The 20,236-nt window shown below is 36.4% G+C and carries 16 protein-coding genes; 8 read left to right on the forward strand and 8 right to left on the reverse strand.

What is annotated here, in order from left to right; translation table 11 throughout:
- Positions 1-56: 56 nt before the first annotated feature.
- The 5 genes from KEM10_RS06505 (at position 57) to KEM10_RS06525 (ending at position 5,493) form a co-directional block, all read left to right on the forward strand.
- A complete protein-coding gene (locus tag KEM10_RS06505) occupies positions 57-401 on the forward strand; it encodes a MerR family transcriptional regulator (protein ID WP_212215034.1) in 345 nt (114 codons plus the stop codon).
- Complete coding sequence (locus tag KEM10_RS06510; RefSeq protein ID WP_212215044.1) at positions 401-1,498, forward strand: Nif3-like dinuclear metal center hexameric protein; 1,098 nt, start codon at positions 401-403, stop codon at positions 1,496-1,498. Before KEM10_RS06505 ends, KEM10_RS06510 begins: the two co-directional genes overlap by 1 nt.
- A gap of 3 nt (positions 1,499-1,501) precedes the next feature.
- A complete protein-coding gene (locus tag KEM10_RS06515; RefSeq protein ID WP_212215046.1) occupies positions 1,502-2,278 on the forward strand; it encodes a zinc ribbon domain-containing protein in 777 nt (258 codons plus the stop codon).
- A 77-nt stretch (positions 2,279-2,355) separates the two neighbouring features.
- The gene (locus tag KEM10_RS06520) at positions 2,356-3,783 is read left to right on the forward strand and encodes a tetratricopeptide repeat protein (protein WP_212215048.1); all 1,428 of its coding nucleotides are present in this window, start codon (positions 2,356-2,358) and stop codon (positions 3,781-3,783) included.
- A gap of 156 nt (positions 3,784-3,939) precedes the next feature.
- Positions 3,940-5,493 carry a T9SS-dependent choice-of-anchor J family protein gene (locus KEM10_RS06525; RefSeq protein ID WP_212215050.1) on the forward strand — a complete coding sequence of 518 codons (1,554 nt, stop codon included), beginning with the start codon at positions 3,940-3,942 and terminating at the stop codon, positions 5,491-5,493.
- 280 nt (positions 5,494-5,773) lie between these two features.
- On the opposite strand, the gene KEM10_RS06530 is transcribed toward KEM10_RS06525, so the two are convergent.
- The 4 genes from KEM10_RS06530 to KEM10_RS06545 all read right to left on the reverse strand — a co-directional run bounded on the left by KEM10_RS06530 (position 5,774) and on the right by KEM10_RS06545 (position 12,268).
- Positions 5,774-7,783 carry a urocanate hydratase gene (locus tag KEM10_RS06530; protein WP_212215051.1) on the reverse strand — a complete coding sequence of 670 codons (2,010 nt, stop codon included), beginning with the start codon at positions 7,781-7,783 and terminating at the stop codon, positions 5,774-5,776.
- A 114-nt stretch (positions 7,784-7,897) separates the two neighbouring features.
- Positions 7,898-8,518, reverse strand: a complete 621-nt coding sequence (locus KEM10_RS06535; protein WP_212215053.1) for a DUF4294 domain-containing protein — start codon at positions 8,516-8,518, stop codon at positions 7,898-7,900.
- Positions 8,519-8,629: 111 nt separating this feature from the next.
- Positions 8,630-11,440, reverse strand: coding sequence for a M16 family metallopeptidase (locus KEM10_RS06540; RefSeq protein ID WP_212215055.1), 2,811 nt, complete (start codon positions 11,438-11,440; stop codon positions 8,630-8,632).
- Positions 11,441-11,542: 102 nt separating this feature from the next.
- Positions 11,543-12,268 carry a DUF2490 domain-containing protein gene (locus KEM10_RS06545; protein WP_212215057.1) on the reverse strand — a complete coding sequence of 242 codons (726 nt, stop codon included), beginning with the start codon at positions 12,266-12,268 and terminating at the stop codon, positions 11,543-11,545.
- Between the two features lie 70 nt (positions 12,269-12,338).
- Between KEM10_RS06545 and KEM10_RS06550 the strand changes: the two genes are divergently transcribed.
- Positions 12,339-13,559 (forward strand): NAD(P)/FAD-dependent oxidoreductase, encoded by a 1,221-nt coding sequence (locus tag KEM10_RS06550; RefSeq protein WP_212215059.1) that lies wholly within the window; start codon positions 12,339-12,341, stop codon positions 13,557-13,559.
- Between the two features lie 104 nt (positions 13,560-13,663).
- Complete coding sequence (locus tag KEM10_RS06555; RefSeq protein WP_212215061.1) at positions 13,664-14,926, forward strand: arginine deiminase; 1,263 nt, start codon at positions 13,664-13,666, stop codon at positions 14,924-14,926.
- 94 nt (positions 14,927-15,020) lie between these two features.
- Here the strand turns inward: KEM10_RS06555 and sucC are convergent, their stop codons facing one another.
- Complete coding sequence (gene sucC / locus KEM10_RS06560; RefSeq protein ID WP_212215063.1) at positions 15,021-16,211, reverse strand: ADP-forming succinate--CoA ligase subunit beta; 1,191 nt, start codon at positions 16,209-16,211, stop codon at positions 15,021-15,023.
- A 110-nt stretch (positions 16,212-16,321) separates the two neighbouring features.
- On the opposite strand from sucC, the gene KEM10_RS06565 reads away from it, so the two are divergent.
- Positions 16,322-16,852, forward strand: coding sequence for an RNA methyltransferase (locus KEM10_RS06565; RefSeq protein WP_212215064.1), 531 nt, complete (start codon positions 16,322-16,324; stop codon positions 16,850-16,852).
- 106 nt (positions 16,853-16,958) lie between these two features.
- On the opposite strand, the gene KEM10_RS06570 is transcribed toward KEM10_RS06565, so the two are convergent.
- The 3 genes from KEM10_RS06570 to KEM10_RS06580 form a co-directional block, all read right to left on the reverse strand.
- Entirely contained in the window at positions 16,959-18,683 is a 1,725-nt protein-coding gene (locus KEM10_RS06570; protein WP_212215065.1) for a tetratricopeptide repeat protein, read from the reverse strand.
- Positions 18,684-18,878: 195 nt separating this feature from the next.
- Positions 18,879-19,535, reverse strand: coding sequence for a deoxynucleoside kinase (locus KEM10_RS06575; protein ID WP_212215066.1), 657 nt, complete (start codon positions 19,533-19,535; stop codon positions 18,879-18,881).
- A gap of 136 nt (positions 19,536-19,671) precedes the next feature.
- Entirely contained in the window at positions 19,672-20,148 is a 477-nt protein-coding gene (locus KEM10_RS06580; RefSeq protein ID WP_212215067.1) for a hypothetical protein, read from the reverse strand.
- Positions 20,149-20,236 lie beyond the last annotated feature (88 nt).

A 20,236-nucleotide genomic window follows, 5' to 3' on the forward strand; every position in this document is an offset into this window, starting at 1 on the left:
GGTATAGGTGAAGTATTGATAAATCAGGGCTTCAGCTAATTAACAAACAGATAAACATGCCTTATAAAGAAAAGAAGGTCGAGAAGTTATATTACTCAATCGGCGAAGTTGCTGAAATGTTTGATGTAAACACTTCCCTTATTCGATTTTGGGAGAAGGAGTTTGATGTGATAAAGCCGCATAAAAACAAAAAGGGAAACCGTATGTTTACTCCCAAAGACATCGAAAACTTTCATTTAATCTATCATTTGGTGAAAGAAAAAGGGATGACTTTGAAAGGAGCTCAAAAAAAACTGAAGGAGAACAGAGATGATACTATTCATGATTTTGAGGTTGTTTCGAAATTAAAAGAGATTAGAGGATTATTGATTGAAGTGAGAGATAATATCGATAGTGAATAATGAGTACTGTTAGGGATGTAATGAATGAGATGGAGCGGTTTGCACCATCGGCCTTGAAAGAAGATTTTGATAATGTTGGGCTGCTATTAGGAGATGCTAATGCTGAAGTTAAAGGGGTTTTAGTAACGCTTGATATTACCGAAAAAGTAATTGATGAGGCTATTCAGAATGAATGTAATATGATTGTTTCACATCATCCTATTATGCTTTCCGGGCTAAAAAAAATAACCGGAAAGAATGATATGGAGCGAGTAGTGTTAAAATCAATCAAAAATGATATAGCTATTTACGCCTCACATACGAATGCCGATTCTGTAATGAATGGTGTAAGTGGGAGAATGTGCAAAAAGCTGAAATTAAAAAAATGTAAAATTTTATCTCCTAAAAAAGAAAGCCTGGTTAAGTTGGTTGTTTTTGTACCGGTTAATCATGCTGAAGAATTAAGAAAAGCCATTTTTGAGGCCGGAGCCGGAGTAATTGGAGAATATGATTCTTGTAGTTTTAATGTAATAGGGCAAGGGACCTTTAAGGCTGGAGAGACGACTGATCCCTTTGTAGGTAAAAAGGGGGAGTTACATCGCGAGGAGGAAGTGCGAATTGAAACAATAATGCCTTCGTTTATTGAAAAAAAGGTAGTAGGGGAGATGATAAAAGCACATCCATACGAAGAGGTTGCCTATGATATTTACCCGTTAAGGAATCAGTGGGCTACTGCAGGAATTGGAATGATTGGTGAATTAGAATATCCTGTTGATGAGCTTGATTTTCTAAATAAAGTAAAAGAAGAGTTTAAAGTTGGATGTATACGACATACCAATTTATTAAATAAAAAAGTAAAGAAAGTCGCGGTGTGTGGTGGTTCTGGTAGCTTTTTACTAGGTGCCGCAATAGCTCAAAACGCCGATGTATTCATTACCGGAGACTTTAAATATCACCAGTTTTTTGATGCCGAAGAGCAAATTATTATAGCCGATATTGGACATTTTGAGAGTGAACAATACACTAAAGAAGTTTTTTTTGAGTTACTTACAAAAAAATTCTCTAATTTTGCAGTCCGTTTATCGAAAGAGAATACCAATCCAGTAAATTATTTATAAAGAATGGCAACAATAGATCCGAAAGCAAAAGAAAAAGAGATGTCAGTAGAAGAAAGACTGAAAGCTCTTTACGACCTTCAAACTGTGGAATCGTCGATTGATAAGATTCGTACGCTTAGAGGAGAGCTTCCATTGGAGGTTCAGGATTTGGAAGATGAGATTGAAGGGTTGGAAACCCGAATGGGTAACCTTGACGGGGAAATTAAAAGTTTGAACGACGCCATCCTGGGTAAAAAGAACGAAATTAAGGAAGCTGGTTTGCTTATTAAGAAATACGAAGCACAGCAAAATAATGTGCGTAACAATCGTGAGTTCGATTCTTTATCAAAGGAGATTGAGTTTCAGAAACTTGAAATTGAGTTGTGCGAGAAACGCATTAAAGAGTTTACTGCTGAATTAAAAAGCAAGAAGGAAGTTGGTGAATCTTCAAAACAATTGTTGGAAGACCGTAAAGCTGATTTAGCAGCTAAGAAAAAGGAACTTGATGAGATTGTTGGAGAAACACAGGTTGAAGAAGGAAGAATGATTGAGAAATCAGAAGAGATTGCTCAAAGTGTTCCTGAGCGTTTGTTAACAGCTTTTAGACGAATTCGTAAAAATGCTCGCAACGGTTTAGCAGTGGTTACTGTAGAGCGTGATGCATGTGGAGGTTGTTTTAACAAAATTCCACCTCAGCGTCAGTTGGATATTGCTTCTCATAAAAAAGTAATTGTATGTGAGTACTGTGGACGTATTTTAGTTGACAGAGCGATTGGTGGTGAAGAAGCAGCTGCAGAATAAATTCTGCTAATAAAAAATATTAAATTGCAGCCGGACATATTGTCCGGCTGTTTTTGTTTATGAACTTTTCCTTTTTCATGAAAGCTTATCTATCGGTATTAATACTCTTATTTCCTACCATCATTTATTCGCAAAGTAAGAAGTGGTTGAGCGATGAGGCACAAAGCTGCCTTAGCAACGAATATCAATACGGTAATTCTATTCTCAGATCCCTTGATGAAGACGAAGTATATTACTTAAGTGCTTACAGATACTTTTTGCAATACATAAAAAATGAGAATAAGGAACAATTAAAAGACTTTGAGAAAGAAAAGGGGCGATTAGAAAGAATAGCTAAGACAAATAACCTTAAAATATCTATGATGCTTATCAATCTAGATATTCAATATGGGTTGATGAAATTAATAAGAGGTGATGAAATAAGCGGGATATATTCTATTTACACTGCATATAAAGCCTTTTTGTCCCTGGATAAGGATAAGTGTCATAACTTGGAATATCAGAAGCTAAATGGCTTGTTTTTGATATTTGCAGATCAGGTGCAAGCTCAAAATAGTTTTGTGTCGTGGTTGTTTGGAATCGAAGGGGATGAGCAATTGGGATTTCAATTGTTACGATCCTACCTGACTCAGACTAAATATCAATCAGGCCTGCATAAGGAAGGCCTTTTGATATTGGCATATTGTGGACTTCAGTTTTCAGAGTTGGATCAAAATGAATTGCTTCAATTGAAAGAGGAAGCAGAGCGTTATCAATCTCCTTTGTTGAATTTTGTTATTGGGATGAATGCCATTAAAACAAATCAAACAGAATTGCTTTACAACTGTATAAATTCCTGGAACAACGCTCAATTGGATAGCTTCCCCTATTTACGATACGTTAAAGGGCGTTTATTGTTGAATAAACTGGAAGATAGAGGCGAAAAGGAATTAGAGAGTTATATTGAGTTAAGTGAGGCTAATAGTTTTAAGGCAGACGCAATGTTTCGAATAGCTCGTTTTAATCATGCACTAGGTGATTATTCAAGAAGAGATGTGTTTATTAGAAAAGTTCAGAATCAAGATATTTATACAACCAATTTCGATAAGCAGGCATTGGCTGAGGTTGACTACTTAAGAGGTCGTCCAGCAGCTTTATCAAAAGCACGTTTTTTATTCGACGCAGGAGATTACTTAACGACCATAAGTGTTTTAAATACGGATTCGATACATAATTATAGTTCCTTTTATCAAGTAGAATGGTGGTATAGATTGGCAAGAACTGAGCAGAGTCTTAAAAGACCTGATAAGGCAATTTATGCATACAATAAGGTGATTGAATTAGCTGTTGATGATAGTCGTTATTACGGACCTTACTCAGCATTATTTACCGCTCAAATCTATCTGGAAAAAAATAATAAGGAGAAGGTGCTTTATTATTTGAAAAAAGCTGAAAGTTTAAACTCAGGAGAATATAAGAATGATATTTCTTTACGGATAGAGGCTTTGTCACAACAAATGCAATAAGCAATTTGTTGTAATAAACTACTGATTTACCTACCGACCGTACGGTTTAGATAAAATTTACATCTATTTAAAATTTAGATAGTCTAAATGGTTTATTGATTGACTATTTTTGTTTAAATTGTGATTTTAATTATTTATTTACTTAACCGTATTATTATGAAAAAAAGTTTACTTTTTGTTTTTCTTTTATCGTTTGTTGCCTTTGCTGGTGTAAATGGGCAAAATTTAGTTGTCAATCCTGACTTTGAAAATTGGGATGATGCAAATACTCCAACAGGTTGGGAAAAAGCAGAAGATGTGACTCAAGAATCAACAATCGTTCATGCAGGTACTTATTCTGCAATGCATGTTGGAGGAACTAAAGATCTTGCACAAACATTTGATGTAGAATCAGGGAAATCCTATATGTTTTCTATTTGGTATTATGTTGTACCAGGAGATGGGACTGATGCCAGACTTTGGTGCGTGTTACAAGATGAAACTGGCACTGCAGATTATGATAATACTCCAGGTGCTATTAGAGGTCCAGATGGAGGTTATCTTGATAACGGAAATGATGGAGCTGGCGAGGTATGGATGAATTTCACAACAACAGTAACTATTCCTGATGGTTTAAGTAAAGTCTATTTTGAGTTGAGAACCTATTCCGGAGCAACTGTTTATTGGGATGATTTATCAGTTGAGGAATATACACCGTCAGGTAGCCTTGAGCTAACAACACCAAATGGTGGCGAAACTTATTCTGCAGGAGAGACTGTTCAACTGGCATGGAATTCAACAGATGTATCTAATGTTTATTTTGAAGTATTGGATGAAGATGGTACTTGGGAACAGATATCTGACGAAATAGCATCTGTAGATGGTGCCAATACTTATGATTTTACAATACCAGCTAACGCATGGTCGTGGGATGGATATAAGTTAAAAGTGGTTGATGCATCCGCATCTTCAATAAATGATGAGTCTGATGCAACCTTCATTATAAATGGACATGATACCGAATTGCTTTGGGAAGATTTTAGTTCTGGTACCATTAATAACTTTGCAGTTGCATCTTCAGGTACGGTAGCATGGGAAATTGATAATTATGGAGATGATTACTATGCAAAAGCCTCGGGTTACAATGCCGGAGCTAATGAAACCTGGTTAATCTCTCCATCGATTGATCTAGATAACACAACAGATGAAATTTTAGAGTTTATTACAGCCAGTAATTATAGCGGTCCAGATATGGTTGTTAAATACTCTACTGATTATGATGGACTAGGTGATCCATCGACTGCCACTTGGACTGAATTTTCTTCGTACGTATTATCAGCAGGAAATTGGGAGTGGATAAGTTCAGGATACATTGATATGAGTTCTATTAATGGAACTGTTAATATTGCATTTATTTACACAAGTACTGAATCAGAAGCAAAAACCTGGGAGGTGACAGATATTGAATTAACCGGAGTTGGTTCTTCAACTGGTGTGAATAAAACAAAAGAAAACGCTGTAAAAATTATTCCAAATCCATTTACAACAGAGTTTAGAATTGATGGTGATGCTGTTAGTGTAACTCTATACAATGCAGCCGGTCAGTTAGTGAAAAATGTTCCTGCTGTTTCGGGTGTTGTGTCAACTTCCGATTTGAGTAAAGGAATGTATATCCTTCAGGTAAAATTAGCTGATGGTTCGGTAACTACTCAAAAAGTGATTAAAAAATAAATAGACAACCTAAATAAATATAACCGCAGTTCATTGAGCTGCGGTTTTTTTATTTGGTAATATTTTCACAAGACGAAAAATAAATTTGTTCTAGGAGTAAATTTATTTTCCTCTTGATAAAAAAATATTTTCTCCTTGATACAAATTTATTTACATCAAGAAGAAAATAACCTTTGTATAAGGTTATAGGTTCTGCTTTGGGGAAATAAATAAAAAAGCACCGTGATCAATGATATACCACGGTGCTTGCTATTTGTATTTGTTGATTGGATATGAAGGGTTAACTAAATAATTTATCAATCATATCAGTATTGGTCATATTAGGTATTGTTACTTTTAAGTCAGGGTTAGTTTTCATGGCTCTTTTGATGGCAAAAACAGCCCCTTCGTTGCGAGCCCAGCTTCTTCGGGATATGCCATTGTTTACATCCCAGAAAAGCATATTTTCTAAGCGCTTCTGAGCCTCGTTTGTACCGTCAAGTATCATGCCGAAGCCACCGTTAATTACTTCGCCCCAGCCAACACCTCCACCATTGTGAATGCTTACCCATGAGGCTCCGCGGAAAGAGTCGCCAATTACATTTTGTATGGCCATGTCGGCAGTATAGCGCGATCCGTCGTAAATATTTGAAGTTTCGCGGTAAGGACTATCAGTTCCGGAAACATCGTGGTGATCACGTCCCAGAATTACGGGAGCTGAAATAGTGCCTTCTGCAATAGCTTTATTAAAGGCTTCAGCTATTCGTATCCGCCCTTCGGCATCGGCATATAATATGCGAGCCTGAGAGCCCACAACCAGCTTATTTCGGCCTGCTTCTTTAATCCAGTGTATATTATCAGCCATCTGTTGTTGTATCTCAATAGGAGAATCCTGTCGTAGCTCCTCCAATACTTCAGAAGCGATACGGTCGGTTGTTTGGAGGTCTTTAGGATCGTTACTGGAACATACCCATCGGAATGGACCAAAGCCATAATCAAAACACATTGGCCCCATAATATCCTGTACGTACGAAGGATATTTAAAATCGCCGTTTTCTTTTAATATATCAGCACCGGCACGACTTGATTCCAACAAAAAGGCATTTCCATAATCAAAGAAATACATTCCTTGATCAGCCAGTTGATTTATGGCAGCAACATGTCGGCGTAAACTCTCCTGAACTTTTTCTTTAAATAATTCAGGTTGTTCAGCCATCAGGGTATTGGCTTCTTCAAAACTTACTCCTGCCGGGTAGTATCCTCCGGCCCAAGGATTATGCAATGATGTTTGATCAGAGCCTAAATCGACTTTTATTTTTTCAGTAGCAAATTTTTCCCAAACATCAACTATATTACCATGATAAGCGATAGAAACAACCTCGTTGTGTGCTTTGGCAATTTGAATTCTCTCACATAACTCATCTAAGTCTTCAATAACTTCATCTACCCATCCTTGTGAATGGCGGGTATGAATGGCTTTACCATTTACTTCAGCTATCACACTAATACATCCGGCAATATTTCCTGCTTTGGGTTGAGCACCCGACATGCCACCTAAACCAGCCGAAACAAATAATTTACCCGACAAATCAGCTTTGCCATTTGATATTTTTCTACCGGCATTTAAAACAGTTATGGTGGTTCCGTGCACAATGCCTTGTGGCCCAATGTACATAAATGAACCGGCTGTCATCTGGCCATATTGGGTTACTCCCAATGCATTAAATCGCTCCCAATCATCCGGTTTCGAATAATTAGGAATCATCATACCATTGGTAACAACAACACGAGGTGCATCTTTATGAGATGGATATAATCCCATTGGATGGCCCGAATACATAGACAATGTTTGTTCATCGGTCATCTCAGCCAGATATTTCATGGTAAGACGGTATTGTGCCCAGTTTTGAAAAACGGCTCCATTACCTCCGTATGTAATTAACTCATGAGGATGTTGAGCAACGGCATAATCCAGATTGTTTTGTATCATTAACATGATAGCGGCCGCTTGTTTGGATTGATGCGGAAAATCATCAATATGACGGGCTTTTATCTCGTAATCGGGGCGATAACGGTACATGTATATCCTGCCATACGTATTTAATTCGTACAAAAACTCAGGAGCCAACTCAGTATGTTGTTCTGATGGAAAATAGCGTAAAGCATTCTGTAGTGCTAACTTTTTTTCATCATCACTTAATATATCTTTTCTTTTGGGAGCATGATTAATATTGGGGTCATACTCTTTTTTAGGAGGAATTACAGACGGTATACCTTCCAGTATGGCTGCTTTAAACTGTTCAGAGTTCATGTGTTTTTATTTTGTCAATGCTGTTGTCTGGGTACAAATGTCCGTTTTTTTGGAGAAATGTTTTATGACATTGCGCAATTGACTGCTGGTGAAAAGCTGAGATTCATCAATCGGTCAGATCAAGCCATTATCGATCATTAGGATGATATGCTCAATCATTACATCATCACCTTCGCGGTCGAATTCTGATTTAAGGTTGGAACCAAACAAGCGGGCAATTCCCTGCCAGAAAACGGCAGAAACACCTCCTTTGTATTCTTTTATCAATTGATAGGTAGTGTCGCCTGTTTCGCGATTGATGAGCTTAATTAAAAGTCGCCCCTGCGAAAAAGAAAGCTTTTTTAGTGGTGTTTCAAATTCGGCAAACAGTTCTTTTTCTCTCTTCTTCAAATAGGCTTTCCGTTCCTTGGTATCTGATATTAAAGAGAGATTTGTATTAATATCGTTTATGGTTGCACTGGCTTTTCGGGCATAGGGAAGTGTTACCTTTATGTTACGTACCAATTTTGAGTAACGCCTTTTTTGACGTTTGTTTTTAAATTTGAAAGGAGATAACACCGGTACTTCCTTAAGAGTGATATGTGGTAGTGTGTCGTTTTCTATGATTTGATGCTGAAGTATAATGTCTTGCTTTCTAATGGTGTCGTTTTGAGCAGATATAGCAATGCCAGTGCTTAAAAGAATGATAATAAGCAGAGGTTTTATGTAGTTGATATTTGACTTAATCTGCAACATATTGGTTATACCTAAACAAATAATGGTATGTTTCGTTGATACAAAATTACAAACAAAAAAACGGAGTAGCTATGAACTACTCCGTTTAAAATTTGATAGCATATCTGCTATTTATTCTTTTTCATTTACAAAAACAATCTGCATCTTATCCGCTTTTTTAAAGAAAGATTTAGCAATTTTCTGCACTTTCTTCGATGTCATATTTGTAACAATATCTTCGTAGTTTTCAGGCAAGTCATTATTAATTCCTTGTATATAGTAAGCACGTATAATATTCATCCAATAGTTATTGCTTTCTTTTTGTTCTTTTCTGTTTTTTAAGAAATTTAAGCGTGCTTTATTTAAATCTTCTTCCGTAACGCCATTCTTTATAATTTTCTCAATCTCGGCATATACCAAAGGAATTAAATTTTCATATCGTTCCGGATCGGTATCAAATCCTATCGCTAACGTTGCCTCTTGTTGGGGTATGCGATCATTCGACGCTCGTACTCCCACTCCATAGGTTCCACCTTCTTTTTCTCTGATCTCTTCAGTGTAGCGGAGTTCGAGAATGGATTGGATAAATGACATTCCTATTCTGTTTTCCGGTGTGTACTTCATTTCATTGTCAAAATAGATTTTAACGGTGGCTTTGGGATCAGTAAAGTTGATTGGAATTCGTTTAATGGTTTCTCCTTTAGGAGCTGACACATTATTATCTTTCCAGTTCTCTTTATTCTCATTACTAGAGATTGCGCCCAGATATTTTGCCGAAATGCTTTTAGCTGTTTCTTTATCTATATCACCCACTATAAAGAATGTGAAATCGGAAGCGTTATGAATTCGTTCAGCGTAAACTTCTTTCATTCGATCAAACGATACCCTATGTAAATATTCTTCGCCAAATAATAATGTACGATCACTGTAGTTGGTGCGCAAAAGAGTAAGGCTATCGCTTAATATTTTATTTGGATTATCATTAATGTTGGCTATGTAGGCAAGGTTACGTTCCAAAAAGGTGTTGAAAGCTTCTTTATCAAAACGAGGTTGCTCAAATTGTAAATAGGCCAGTTGCATCATTGTTTCAAAATCCTCAGTACGGCAACCGCCAACAACCGATTCTGATAATTCATTAACCGAGAAACCAACGGATGCAGATTTGCCTGTCAGAGCCTTTTTTAAATCACTGGCACTTAAGCTACCTATTCCAAACAACGACATAAAGTCGGGCATAACTCCAATAGTAGGCAAGTCCTCAGTGTCGTATAACGATGAACCACCTTTACTGTAGCTTTGTAGTGCAACTTTGTTTTTATTGTAGTCGGCAAAACGATAAACTACCTTTGTGTTATTACTTAAGGTCCATTCTACAGCATTCAATTCCGGAATTTCTTTTTCAGCAATTACGGTTCCTTCTGTAGGTAAAGATTCAATAAGATTCGTATTTACTACTTCATCTTCATAGGGTTCAATATCTTTTTGTGCTACCTTATCGATAATGGCAAAGCTTTCTTCTTTACTTAAGTGTTTAATGCCTTCTTTTTCAGGACCGGTAATGATAACTACCCTATTATCCTCAGAATAAGCTTTTCTAAAAAGCTCTGAAAGTTCCTCTGCTGAAATAGTTGGAATAACAGCTTTCGCAAATTCAAATTCATATTCAATGCCTGGCATTGGAGCGTTGTTCAGATAAAGCTCTTTAAACTCGCGACAATAGCTGTCGTGCGATATTTTATCTCGCCCTTTATAGTAATTTTCATAGCTTAAAAGAAATGAAGTTTTAGCACGGTCTAATTCGCTTTCGTTAAACCCATATCGTTTAATTCGTTCAGCCTCGGTTAAAATGGCTTCAAATGCTGTGTCTTCTTCGTTGTCCTTTGCTGTAGCTGAGATATATAAAATATCCTTTGTTCTGGTTAATTCAGAAAAACCTATGCTACCGGTAATGAAAGGTGGTGTTCCTGTTTCAAGTAGTTCTGAAATGCGGGAACGAATCATCATGGAAATCAGTGATTCCATGTGTGATTTACGCAAAGTAGCATGGTTTTTATCAACAGGTTTAACAGCATCATGTCTGATGTATAGTGAGATGTTTGATTGGTTGGCTTCTTTATCCGTTGCCAAAGTATAGTCCATCTCTTCTTTGTTTTCGATATCAACAATGTATCGTTCCTTGGGATTTTTAACTGCAGGAATTTTTGAGAATAAAGATTTTACTTTTTCTTCCATCTCATCTACATCAATATCACCAACAATGGCTATTGCCTGTAGATCGGTTCTGTACCAATCGTGATAGAAACTTCGTAGCTCATCGTACTTAAAACCGTTGATTACCTCTAAATCGCCAATTACATCTCTTTTGCTGTACTTTGCACCATTGTATAAGGCAGGAGTGAATTGAGCCCGTAAGCGAAAACCGGCATTTCGACGTGTTCTCCATTCTTCAGAAATTACGCCTCTTTCATCATCAATTTCTTGTTCATCCAATGTCAGGTTGTCCGACCAATCATGAAGAATTAGTAAGCAAGTATCCATTAAACCTTCCGGACCAACCGGCACATTACTTAAATTGTAAACGGTTTCGTCTTGAGCAGTATAGGCATTAATATTTCTTCCAAAAGCAACACCATGTTTTTCTAATGTATTGATGATGCCTTTATCCGGAAAATTTTCAGTTCCGTTAAAGGCCATATGTTCTAAAAAATGAGCCAATCCATTTTGATTGTCCTCTTCTAAAATGGCTCCAACATTCTGGATAATATAAAAACTGGCTCTTTCTTTGGGTTCTTCGTTATGCCTAATATAATAAGTCATGCCATTCTCTAACACGCCTGTTCTAATAACCGGATCTAACGGCACCGGTGTATTCAAATCTAACTGGGCCAGAGCAGAGATAATGACTGCATAAAGCGAAAAAATACTAATTATAAATCGTTTCATTCTTATTAAGTTTTGACCAAAAATAAGAATTAAACATCTTAAATAATATATATAAACAATGTTTAACAGGTGATTTTTATCAAATCAAACGGCTAGTGCATACTAGTTTAAACGTATCGAATGGCGCAGTGTTATCTGAAATATATGAATGATATTATGATGGTTATTGTCCTGTTGTGCATCGTGCTGAAAATAATAAGTTGCATCAGCTGTGTATCTGGAATTAAACTGATACCCATAACCAATTCCATATCGGCCTCTCAATAAAAAGGCACCTTCAATTTCGTTGTAGATATTAAAATTCCACTCGGCCGATAATCGATAAAAAAAGCTTTTAGGAGCAACTGGTTTACTTTTTAAGGTTCCCGAGTTATTTATTCTGTATCTAATACGAGAACGGGTTGTTCTTTCTTCATTTATATCATCAATGAAAAAACGTTCTTCCAACCTTAAACGATGTTGAATAGCAGAGTTGGCAAGGGTAGGATAATTCACCATTACTGATTGGTGGGGTCTGAATTCCTGACTTATTTTATGATCAAAAGTAACATGGTTATACATAAAACCAACATCAACAGATGTTCTGGAATTTACTATTCTTATCAGACCACCTCTTATTCCCCAACGTGTCCATACATTATTTCCTATTCCTAAATACGAGCCGGCATCAAGCGAAGATCTATACTTTTCGTTGAAAATAATTTTTTGATGATAGATAGAACGTATTTCACCGGAATTCATTTCTAAAGCACTGATATGCACTTGTGCTACAGTTTTATAAAAAGAAAATGATAGTAGTATGACTATCAGATAAAGTAATTTATGCATAAGTCAGTCAACTCTATTTCAAGTGATTTGTTATGAATTTAAGAATTAAAAAGAAAAAAATAACATTAAAATGAATATTCATAAATATCCAATCATAATTGTCGGTGGAAGTATTGCTTCGATAAGCTTTATAAGAACACTTCGAGAAGAGGGTAACGCAGAAAAAATACTGTTGATTTATGGCGAAGATCGCCTTCCGTATAAACGAACCAAAATCAACAAAAATATGGTACGTGGCTTTAATAAAGATGAGTTTATTATTGCTGATAAGGCTTGGTATACAAATAATAATGTTGAGTTGTTAAATGTCTGGGCCAAGTCGGTTGATGCAGAACAAAAACGCATTTATTTTAACAATGATGAAAGTGTGGAATATGGAAAGTTATTGCTGGCAACTGGGGTAACGTCTGTTGTGCCACGTTTATCGGGGATTGAACCGGAAGAGATGCATTCAGTTCAGAATGCTTCTGACGTTGAACGGTTATTGGAAGCTGCTAAAGACAAAAAGCGATTTTTAATTATTGGCGGAGGGGTTGAAGGAGTAGAAACAGCTGATCAGTTAGTTAGAAAAGGTAAAGAGGTTATTTTGGCCAGCCGATTGAAGTATCCTCTACAAAAACTATTTCCCTATGAGTTTATTCAGCCACTTGAAGAATCAATGTTGAAGCGCGGAGTTGAATTGTATTCCGGTGTTTCGGTTGCTACTATCGAAAGGGTTGGAGATAAATATAAAACTCATTTAAAAGGTCAGGAATTGGTGTTTGATGAGGTTGTTGCCAGTACTGGTACCATGCCTAATATTCAACTGGCTATAAGTGCTGGAATTAAAACGGAAAGAGGAATTATGGTGGATGAATGGATGCACACATCAGACCCTGATATTATAGCAGCTGGTGATGTGGCTCAGCATAAAAATGGTGTAATTACAGGTCTATGGCATGCTGCTGAACATCAGGGAAAATTAGCTGCGATAAATATATATTCAAAAAAGGAGGCTCATACTCAACCGCCATATCGATTGAAAACAGAGGTGTTTAATCAATTTTTGTTTTCTGCTGAATATGAAAAAATAGTTACTTCTGAATATGACGTGCTTAAAGAAGATGAAAAGGCCGTAAAACGTTGGATGTATTTTAAAGATGATAAATTAAAAGCGGCATTAATGCTGAACGATGGATTGCGGGCAAAACAATATCAACAAGCTTTAATGGAGGAATGGAGTAAAAGCAAAGTGAAAAAAGAGTTGCCTTTACAAGCTCCTTTGTCATTTAACTTTTCTCCTTCGTTGTAAATAAATACATAAAGTTGGTCGTTATCATTTTTTAACTAGCTAATGGTTTATATTTTTGCGATTAGAAAGAAGAGACCTTTAATAAAAATTTAAACTATTTTGCCATGATGAAGGCCATTGATTCAGGTGTTTATTCAGAAATAGGCGAATTGGAAGGAGTGATATTGCATACCCCTGGTAAAGAGGTTGAAAATATGACTCCTACCAATGCAGAGCGAGCATTGTACAGCGATATTCTTAACCTGTCTGTTGCGGTTGAAGAATATAAGCAGTTGGCTGGTGTTTTAGAAAAAATTACTCCAACCTATCAGGTAAAGGATTTGCTTACTGGTATTTTGGAACAGCCAACCATTAAATCAGGATTAATAGAGAAGATATGTACTTATGAGCAGGCTTTGAGTATGAAAGATCTGTTATTGGATCTTCCTGCTGATGAGTTAGCAAGGCAATTGATAGAAGGTGTTGATCTTCAAAAAAACTCTTTAACCACTTTCTTGTCTGATGAGCGATATGCTTTGCGTCCGTTACATAATTTTTTCTTTACGCGTGATGCCAGTGTGAGTGTTTATGATAACGTCCTTATATCAAAAATGGCCAATAAGGTTAGAGAGCGTGAAGCCATTATTATGGAGGCTATTTTTCATTACTCTGATTACATTAAATCCAACACAATTAATCCGAACAGTTATTACAATGTTGGAGCAGAAACAACTATTGAAGGAGGCGATGTGTTGATAGCCCGTGATGATGTTTTAATTATTGGTAATAGTGCCCGAACAACAACGCAAGGAGTTGATTTTATTATCAATCAGTTAAAACAGAAAAAAGATAAACGTTATGTTGTGGTTCAGCAATTACCCGGCGAGCCAGAGTCATTTATCCACCTTGATATGGTTTTTACACTTTTAAATAAAGATGCCTGCATGGTGTACGAACCATTAATCATGAAGTTAAATCGGTACAGTACAATTCTCATCAGTCTTGATAATGGAGAAGTAGTATCTATTGAAAAGAAAGATAATCTTATCTCTTGTCTGAAAGAATTGGGAATGGATCTTAAACCAATTCCATGTGGAGGATCATCTGATATTTGGACTCAGGAAAGGGAACAATGGCACAGTGGTGCTAATTTCTTTGCCATTGCGCCTGGTAAGGTTATGGGATATGCCCGTAATGTATATACCATGGAAGAGATGAATAACAATGGCTATGAAATTATCAAAGCTAATGATGTAATTGATAATAAAGTGAACCTGGCTGATTATGAGAAATATGTAATTGCCATCGGAGGTTCGGAATTGGCTCGCGGTGGAGGTGGGGCACGATGTATGACAATGCCTGTAAAACGAAAAGCAGTCAACTGGTAAAACTAGTTTTCAGCAAGAATAGAATACTGATAAAAATAAAGGTCGTCAATAATAATATTGAACGACCTTTATTCTATTTATGAAAGTGTATACGTTAAGCCATAATCTCCTGAACCAGATCAGATGCTTCTTTTAAAGTGATAGCAGAAAATACCTTTAATCCTGATTCATCAATAATTTTCTTCCCACCTTCGGCATTGGTTCCTTGTAAACGAACAATAATAGGAATGTTTATTTCGCCTATTTTCTTGTATGCCTCCACTACGCCTTGGGCAACTCTGTCGCAACGCACAATGCCGCCAAAAATATTAATTAAGATGGCTTTTACATTAGGATCATTTAATATGATTTTTAAGCCTGCCTCAACAGTTTCAGCATTGGCTCCTCCACCAACGTCCAGAAAGTTTGCAGGCTCGCCACCCGATAATTTGATAATATCCATGGTTGCCATGGCTAAACCGGCACCGTTTACCATACAGCCCACATTACCATCTAATTTAACAAAGTTAAGGTTGCTTTTAGAGGCTTCTGTTTCAGCCGGATCTTCTTCATTTAAATCACGCATGGCTTCGTAATCTTTATGACGGAATAAGGCATTGTCATCCAAATTAACTTTAGAATCAACGGCTAATATCAGATTGTCGGATGTTTTCAGTACCGGATTAATTTCAAACATAGAAGAATCCGTACCTACATAAGCATTGTAAAGAGCAGTCACAAATTTGGTCATTTCTTTAAACGCTTTACCTGATAATCCCAGGTTGAAAGCAATTTTTCGAGCCTGAAAGGCTTGTAATCCAATTCCAGGTTCTACCTCTTCTTTAAATATTAGTTCGGGTGTTTTGTCTGCTACTTCTTCAATATCCATACCTCCTTCGGTTGAATACATGATGATATTTCTTCCGGTTTGACGATTTAATAATACACTCATATAAAATTCAGAGGTATCAGTTTCGCCGGGATAATATACATCTTGAGCAATTAAAACTTTGTGTACTACTTTTCCTTCAGGGCCTGTTTGGTGAGTAACTAAAGTCATACCCAGAATTTCTTCTGCTTTCTCTTTTACTTCTTCCAGTGACTTGGCTAGTTTTACACCTCCGCCTTTACCTCTTCCACCCGCATGAATCTGGGCTTTCACAACCCACCATCCGGTTCCGGTTTGAGCTTGTAGGTCTTTAGCGGCTTCAACAGCTTGTTCAGGTGTTGATGCAACAATGCCTTCCTGAATAGATACTCCAAATGATTTTAAGATTTCTTTTCCTTGATATTCGTGAATGTTCATGTAAAGGGATTTAGTATCTGAATTATTGTTCTTTATATTTTACGCATATGTTTTTGCGATTACTATTAAAAACAGGAATAGTGCTATTTTTGTTGTCAAAATTCTGATTAATGAGAAAATTAAAGAATATAGAACTTAACAGGTTAAGTGTTGAGGAATTCAAAAAGGCAGATAAGATGCCCGTTATTGTGGTGTTGGATAACATCAGAAGCCTGAATAATGTTGGATCGGTATTTCGTACCTCGGATGCATTAAAGGTTGAAAAAATAATGCTCTGTGGAATAACGGCAACTCCTCCGCACACTGATATTCATAAAACTGCTTTAGGAGCAGAAGATGCTGTTGAATGGGAGTATTATGAGAATACATTGGATGCTATAAAAGAATTAAAGAAGCAAGGTGTAATGGTTTGCAGTATCGAACAGGTTGAGAATAGCATTTCATTGCCGGATTATACTCCCGAATCTAACATGAAGTATGCACTGGTATTGGGAAATGAGGTAAAAGGGGTTCAGCAAACGGTGGTGAATGAAAGTGATGTGTGTATTGAAATTCCTCAATACGGAACAAAGCATTCTTTTAATGTTTCTGTCACAACGGGAATTGTATTATGGGAGTTCTTTCGAAAAATTGGTTTGTAGGGATACTTGAAATATGAAGGTGCAAATTATATAAGGTTCGATTAAGATATCTAAACAAAAAAAGGGTGACCATTGGTCACCCTTTTTATATGTTGTAATTTATTAATTACTGTACGATTGATTTGAATGTAGCATCTTCAAAATATTTAGCGAATTCAAGATCTTTCACTGCATATTCTTTGAATTTACCATCCAACTCAGTAGACTTACGTAATGCATCAAACATTAAGTCTTCCTCACCAGTTCTTGCACCAACAATAGCTTTTAAGTAGTATTTGAAACCAACTTCCATAGTGTTAGCATTGATAGTTGACAAAGCAGCATCGTAATCTTTAGCTAAGATTTTAGCTAAAGCAGCGTTGCAGTTTGTGCTGTTACCAAAGTAACGGATAGCATTGTCATATTCTCCTTTGTGGATAGCAACAATACCTAAGTTATTGTCAAGCTCAGCACCTGCACCGGCAGCTGATCCGAAATATTCTTCAGCTTTTGCAACATCACCTTCGCGAAGAGCAATAACACCTAAGTTGTTGTTGATTTCAGCAACACCACCTTTAATGCTGTTAGCTTTTTCGAAAGCTGATTTAGCACCAGATAAGTCACCTTTAGCATAAAGAGTAACACCAATGTTGTTAGCAGCTCTCCAGCATTTAGGATATTTTTCAGCAGCAGCTTTGTAAATAGCTAATTGAGCATCTACATCCTCAGTTAAAGTAGCAGCGTAAAGCAATTCTTCGATGTTTAACTCAGCAGGAGTGCTGGCAGCTAATTCCGAAATTTCTTCATCTGACTTACCAATAACGTCAACGTTAACAGTCATTTTAGAACGACGTAATTTAGGAAGAATCTCATCAGCAACTACTTTGAAAGTTTCTGACATATTCTTGATTTCACGCTCACGTACTTCAGGATCGCTGTACATTGAAAGAACACGTAAGATTAATTCTTTGTCTTGGATGTCTGATTTTTCCATTAAAGCTTTAAAACCTTCCCAGTCTTCAGGAGTGTTTTTCAAAGTGTAGAAATCATCTTCTTTAGCTCCTTCTACTTTAGCTCTCTTCAACTCACGAGATAAATAGTTTTTAGCAACTTTCTCACGTTTAGAAGCCAAACTTGTATTCAAATCAGTTGGTCCGTCAGGAGAAGCATAAGCAGAAATTTGAACGCCTTTGAATTCTTTGTTTTCAGCAGCTTCAGCTTCTTTGATGAAATCTTTTAAAGCAGCAATTTCTTCTTTACGTAATTCAGTTCCGCGAATACTAGCTTGTTGAATCAAGAAATAGATATCAGCTAATTTTTCTTCTGGAATGATACGTTGGAAGTTATCTGCTCCAATTGCAGCCTGTGCTCCTTGATCAGCAACTAATTCAGAAGTAGCAATTACACCATCAGCGATTTTGTAATCGTCAAAAGTAGTTGTGTTGCTTCCTTTTGTAGCTGTGATACGAACAACAAGGTCAGAAACTTTCATGCCATCAGTATACTCAACAGAGTTGGTATAAGTGAAAGAACCACCATTTGTGTACGAAATAACTTTTTCGTTACCTTCAACGCTTTCTCCTTGCAATTTGTATGATGGGAAAGCAGTTTCGCCTCCTTCATAAACCAAAACAGGAGTAGCTTCCAATGCTACCTTCTTGTCGAAATATTTTTCAGGAATCTGAACTTTAATTTCAACATCTACTTTACCTGCATGAGCTTCCAAAACTTCAGGAGTTACGGTATACTTAACTTCAGGTGCTCCTTTTTTCATCTTATCCAACCCAGCACAGCTAGCTAAAAGTGCTGCAAGAGCTAGAGTTGCAAATAGGTTGATTCTAGTTTTTTTCATAATGTTTACCCAATTATTTGTTTTTGAACTTAATTCATAGATGAACTCTACAAATTTAAGAATGTTTTTAAAATATAAAAGATCAGTGTAAGATTTATTGCAAATATAGATATTATCTGAATTTAATACAATTCAATGAGGTGACCAAATTGGTTTTATATCTAAGTAATCCTTCAATGTTGTAAAGAATTGTTTTTAACCTAATATTGTCTTTACGTTAACTCGGGTGATTCCTTTGGGGTATTCCTTGCTTATCAGTGTTATAAGTGAGTTGTAAACAGACTTATCTGTTTCGAAATTGATATCATCAAGGTTAATTAATAAAACAGGAAGTTCGGGGTGTTCTTTGAAAAATTGAAAATACCCTTCTTGAATACTCTTCAAATAGTCAGTATCTATACTTTTTTCGTACTCGCGCCCCCTTTTTTTTATTTGCTGTATGAGAATTTCAACAGGTCGATGAAGATAAACGTATAAATCAGGCACCGGAGTCATCCCATAGATGATGTCGAAAATTTGCCGATATAACCTGTATTCGTCTTCGGGTAGGGTTTTGGCAGCAAAAATAAGTGACTTGAAAAAGTGATAATCGGCCAATGTCAACTCATGAAAGAGGTCGGCAGTATCAAAATCTTTTTTAAGTTGTTTATATCTTTCAGCTAAAAAAGAAAGCTCCAGAGGGAAAGCATATCTTTCCTGGTCATTGTAAAATTTGGGTAAGAAAGGATTATCAGCAAAAGTCTCCATCACCAGTCTGGCATCAAAATCTTTACTGATCATTTGGGCTAAAGTGGATTTGCCGGTGCCTATGTTGCCTTCAATTACCAGATATTTTTTATTGAGTTTATTCATTCAGTTAAGATGCCTTACTATGTTATTCATTTCTGCAATGTATTTACTTCAAATTAATTATTGAAGTGAAGAATTTGATAGTCAAAAATAAAGAGAGATATGTTTTAACGATAATAGTGAAGCAAGATAAGATTGTTTAGTATAACTTATTCTCTTTGCTCAAGCGTCTTTCAACTATTTTGCCAGCGACATAGCCAGTTGTCAGGCCAATCAACCAGCCAACACTAACAAATCCCATATAGTTGGTTTCGGATGATAGCCATACATACATTGCTGGAAGAAGTATACCGGCAAGCATACCAACAGTAGAATAGGTGGCTCCAATTCTTCCCTTCACATGTAAATGATGCTCTTGTTTTAAGTGTTGTTGAGATTGTTCAACCCAGTTTTCAAAGGGTTTCAAAGCTCTAGGATCATTAAAAAGATCCTGTATATTATTTACATACTTTTCTCCTTCATCGTTAAACTTCTCACAGTGATGGCACTTTTCTTTTTGATTATCGATAGCACCCATCAAACGAGGCAGAACTGCCAAGCTTAAAGAACGAATTTGTGCTTTGGGTATCTTTTCAAGTTGGTCATTAAGCTTGTTGTATGTTGTCAGTCTATCCATATTTAATCTGAAAGTTGTTTAATTGAACCATTAAGATTGGGAAAAGTTTGTATGTATTAAAAAAGGCCAACTCATTGAGTCGGCCTTG

It is taken from the genome of Carboxylicivirga linearis (genome assembly GCF_018271995.1).
Classification (GTDB): Bacteria; Bacteroidota; Bacteroidia; order Bacteroidales; family Marinilabiliaceae; genus Carboxylicivirga; species Carboxylicivirga linearis.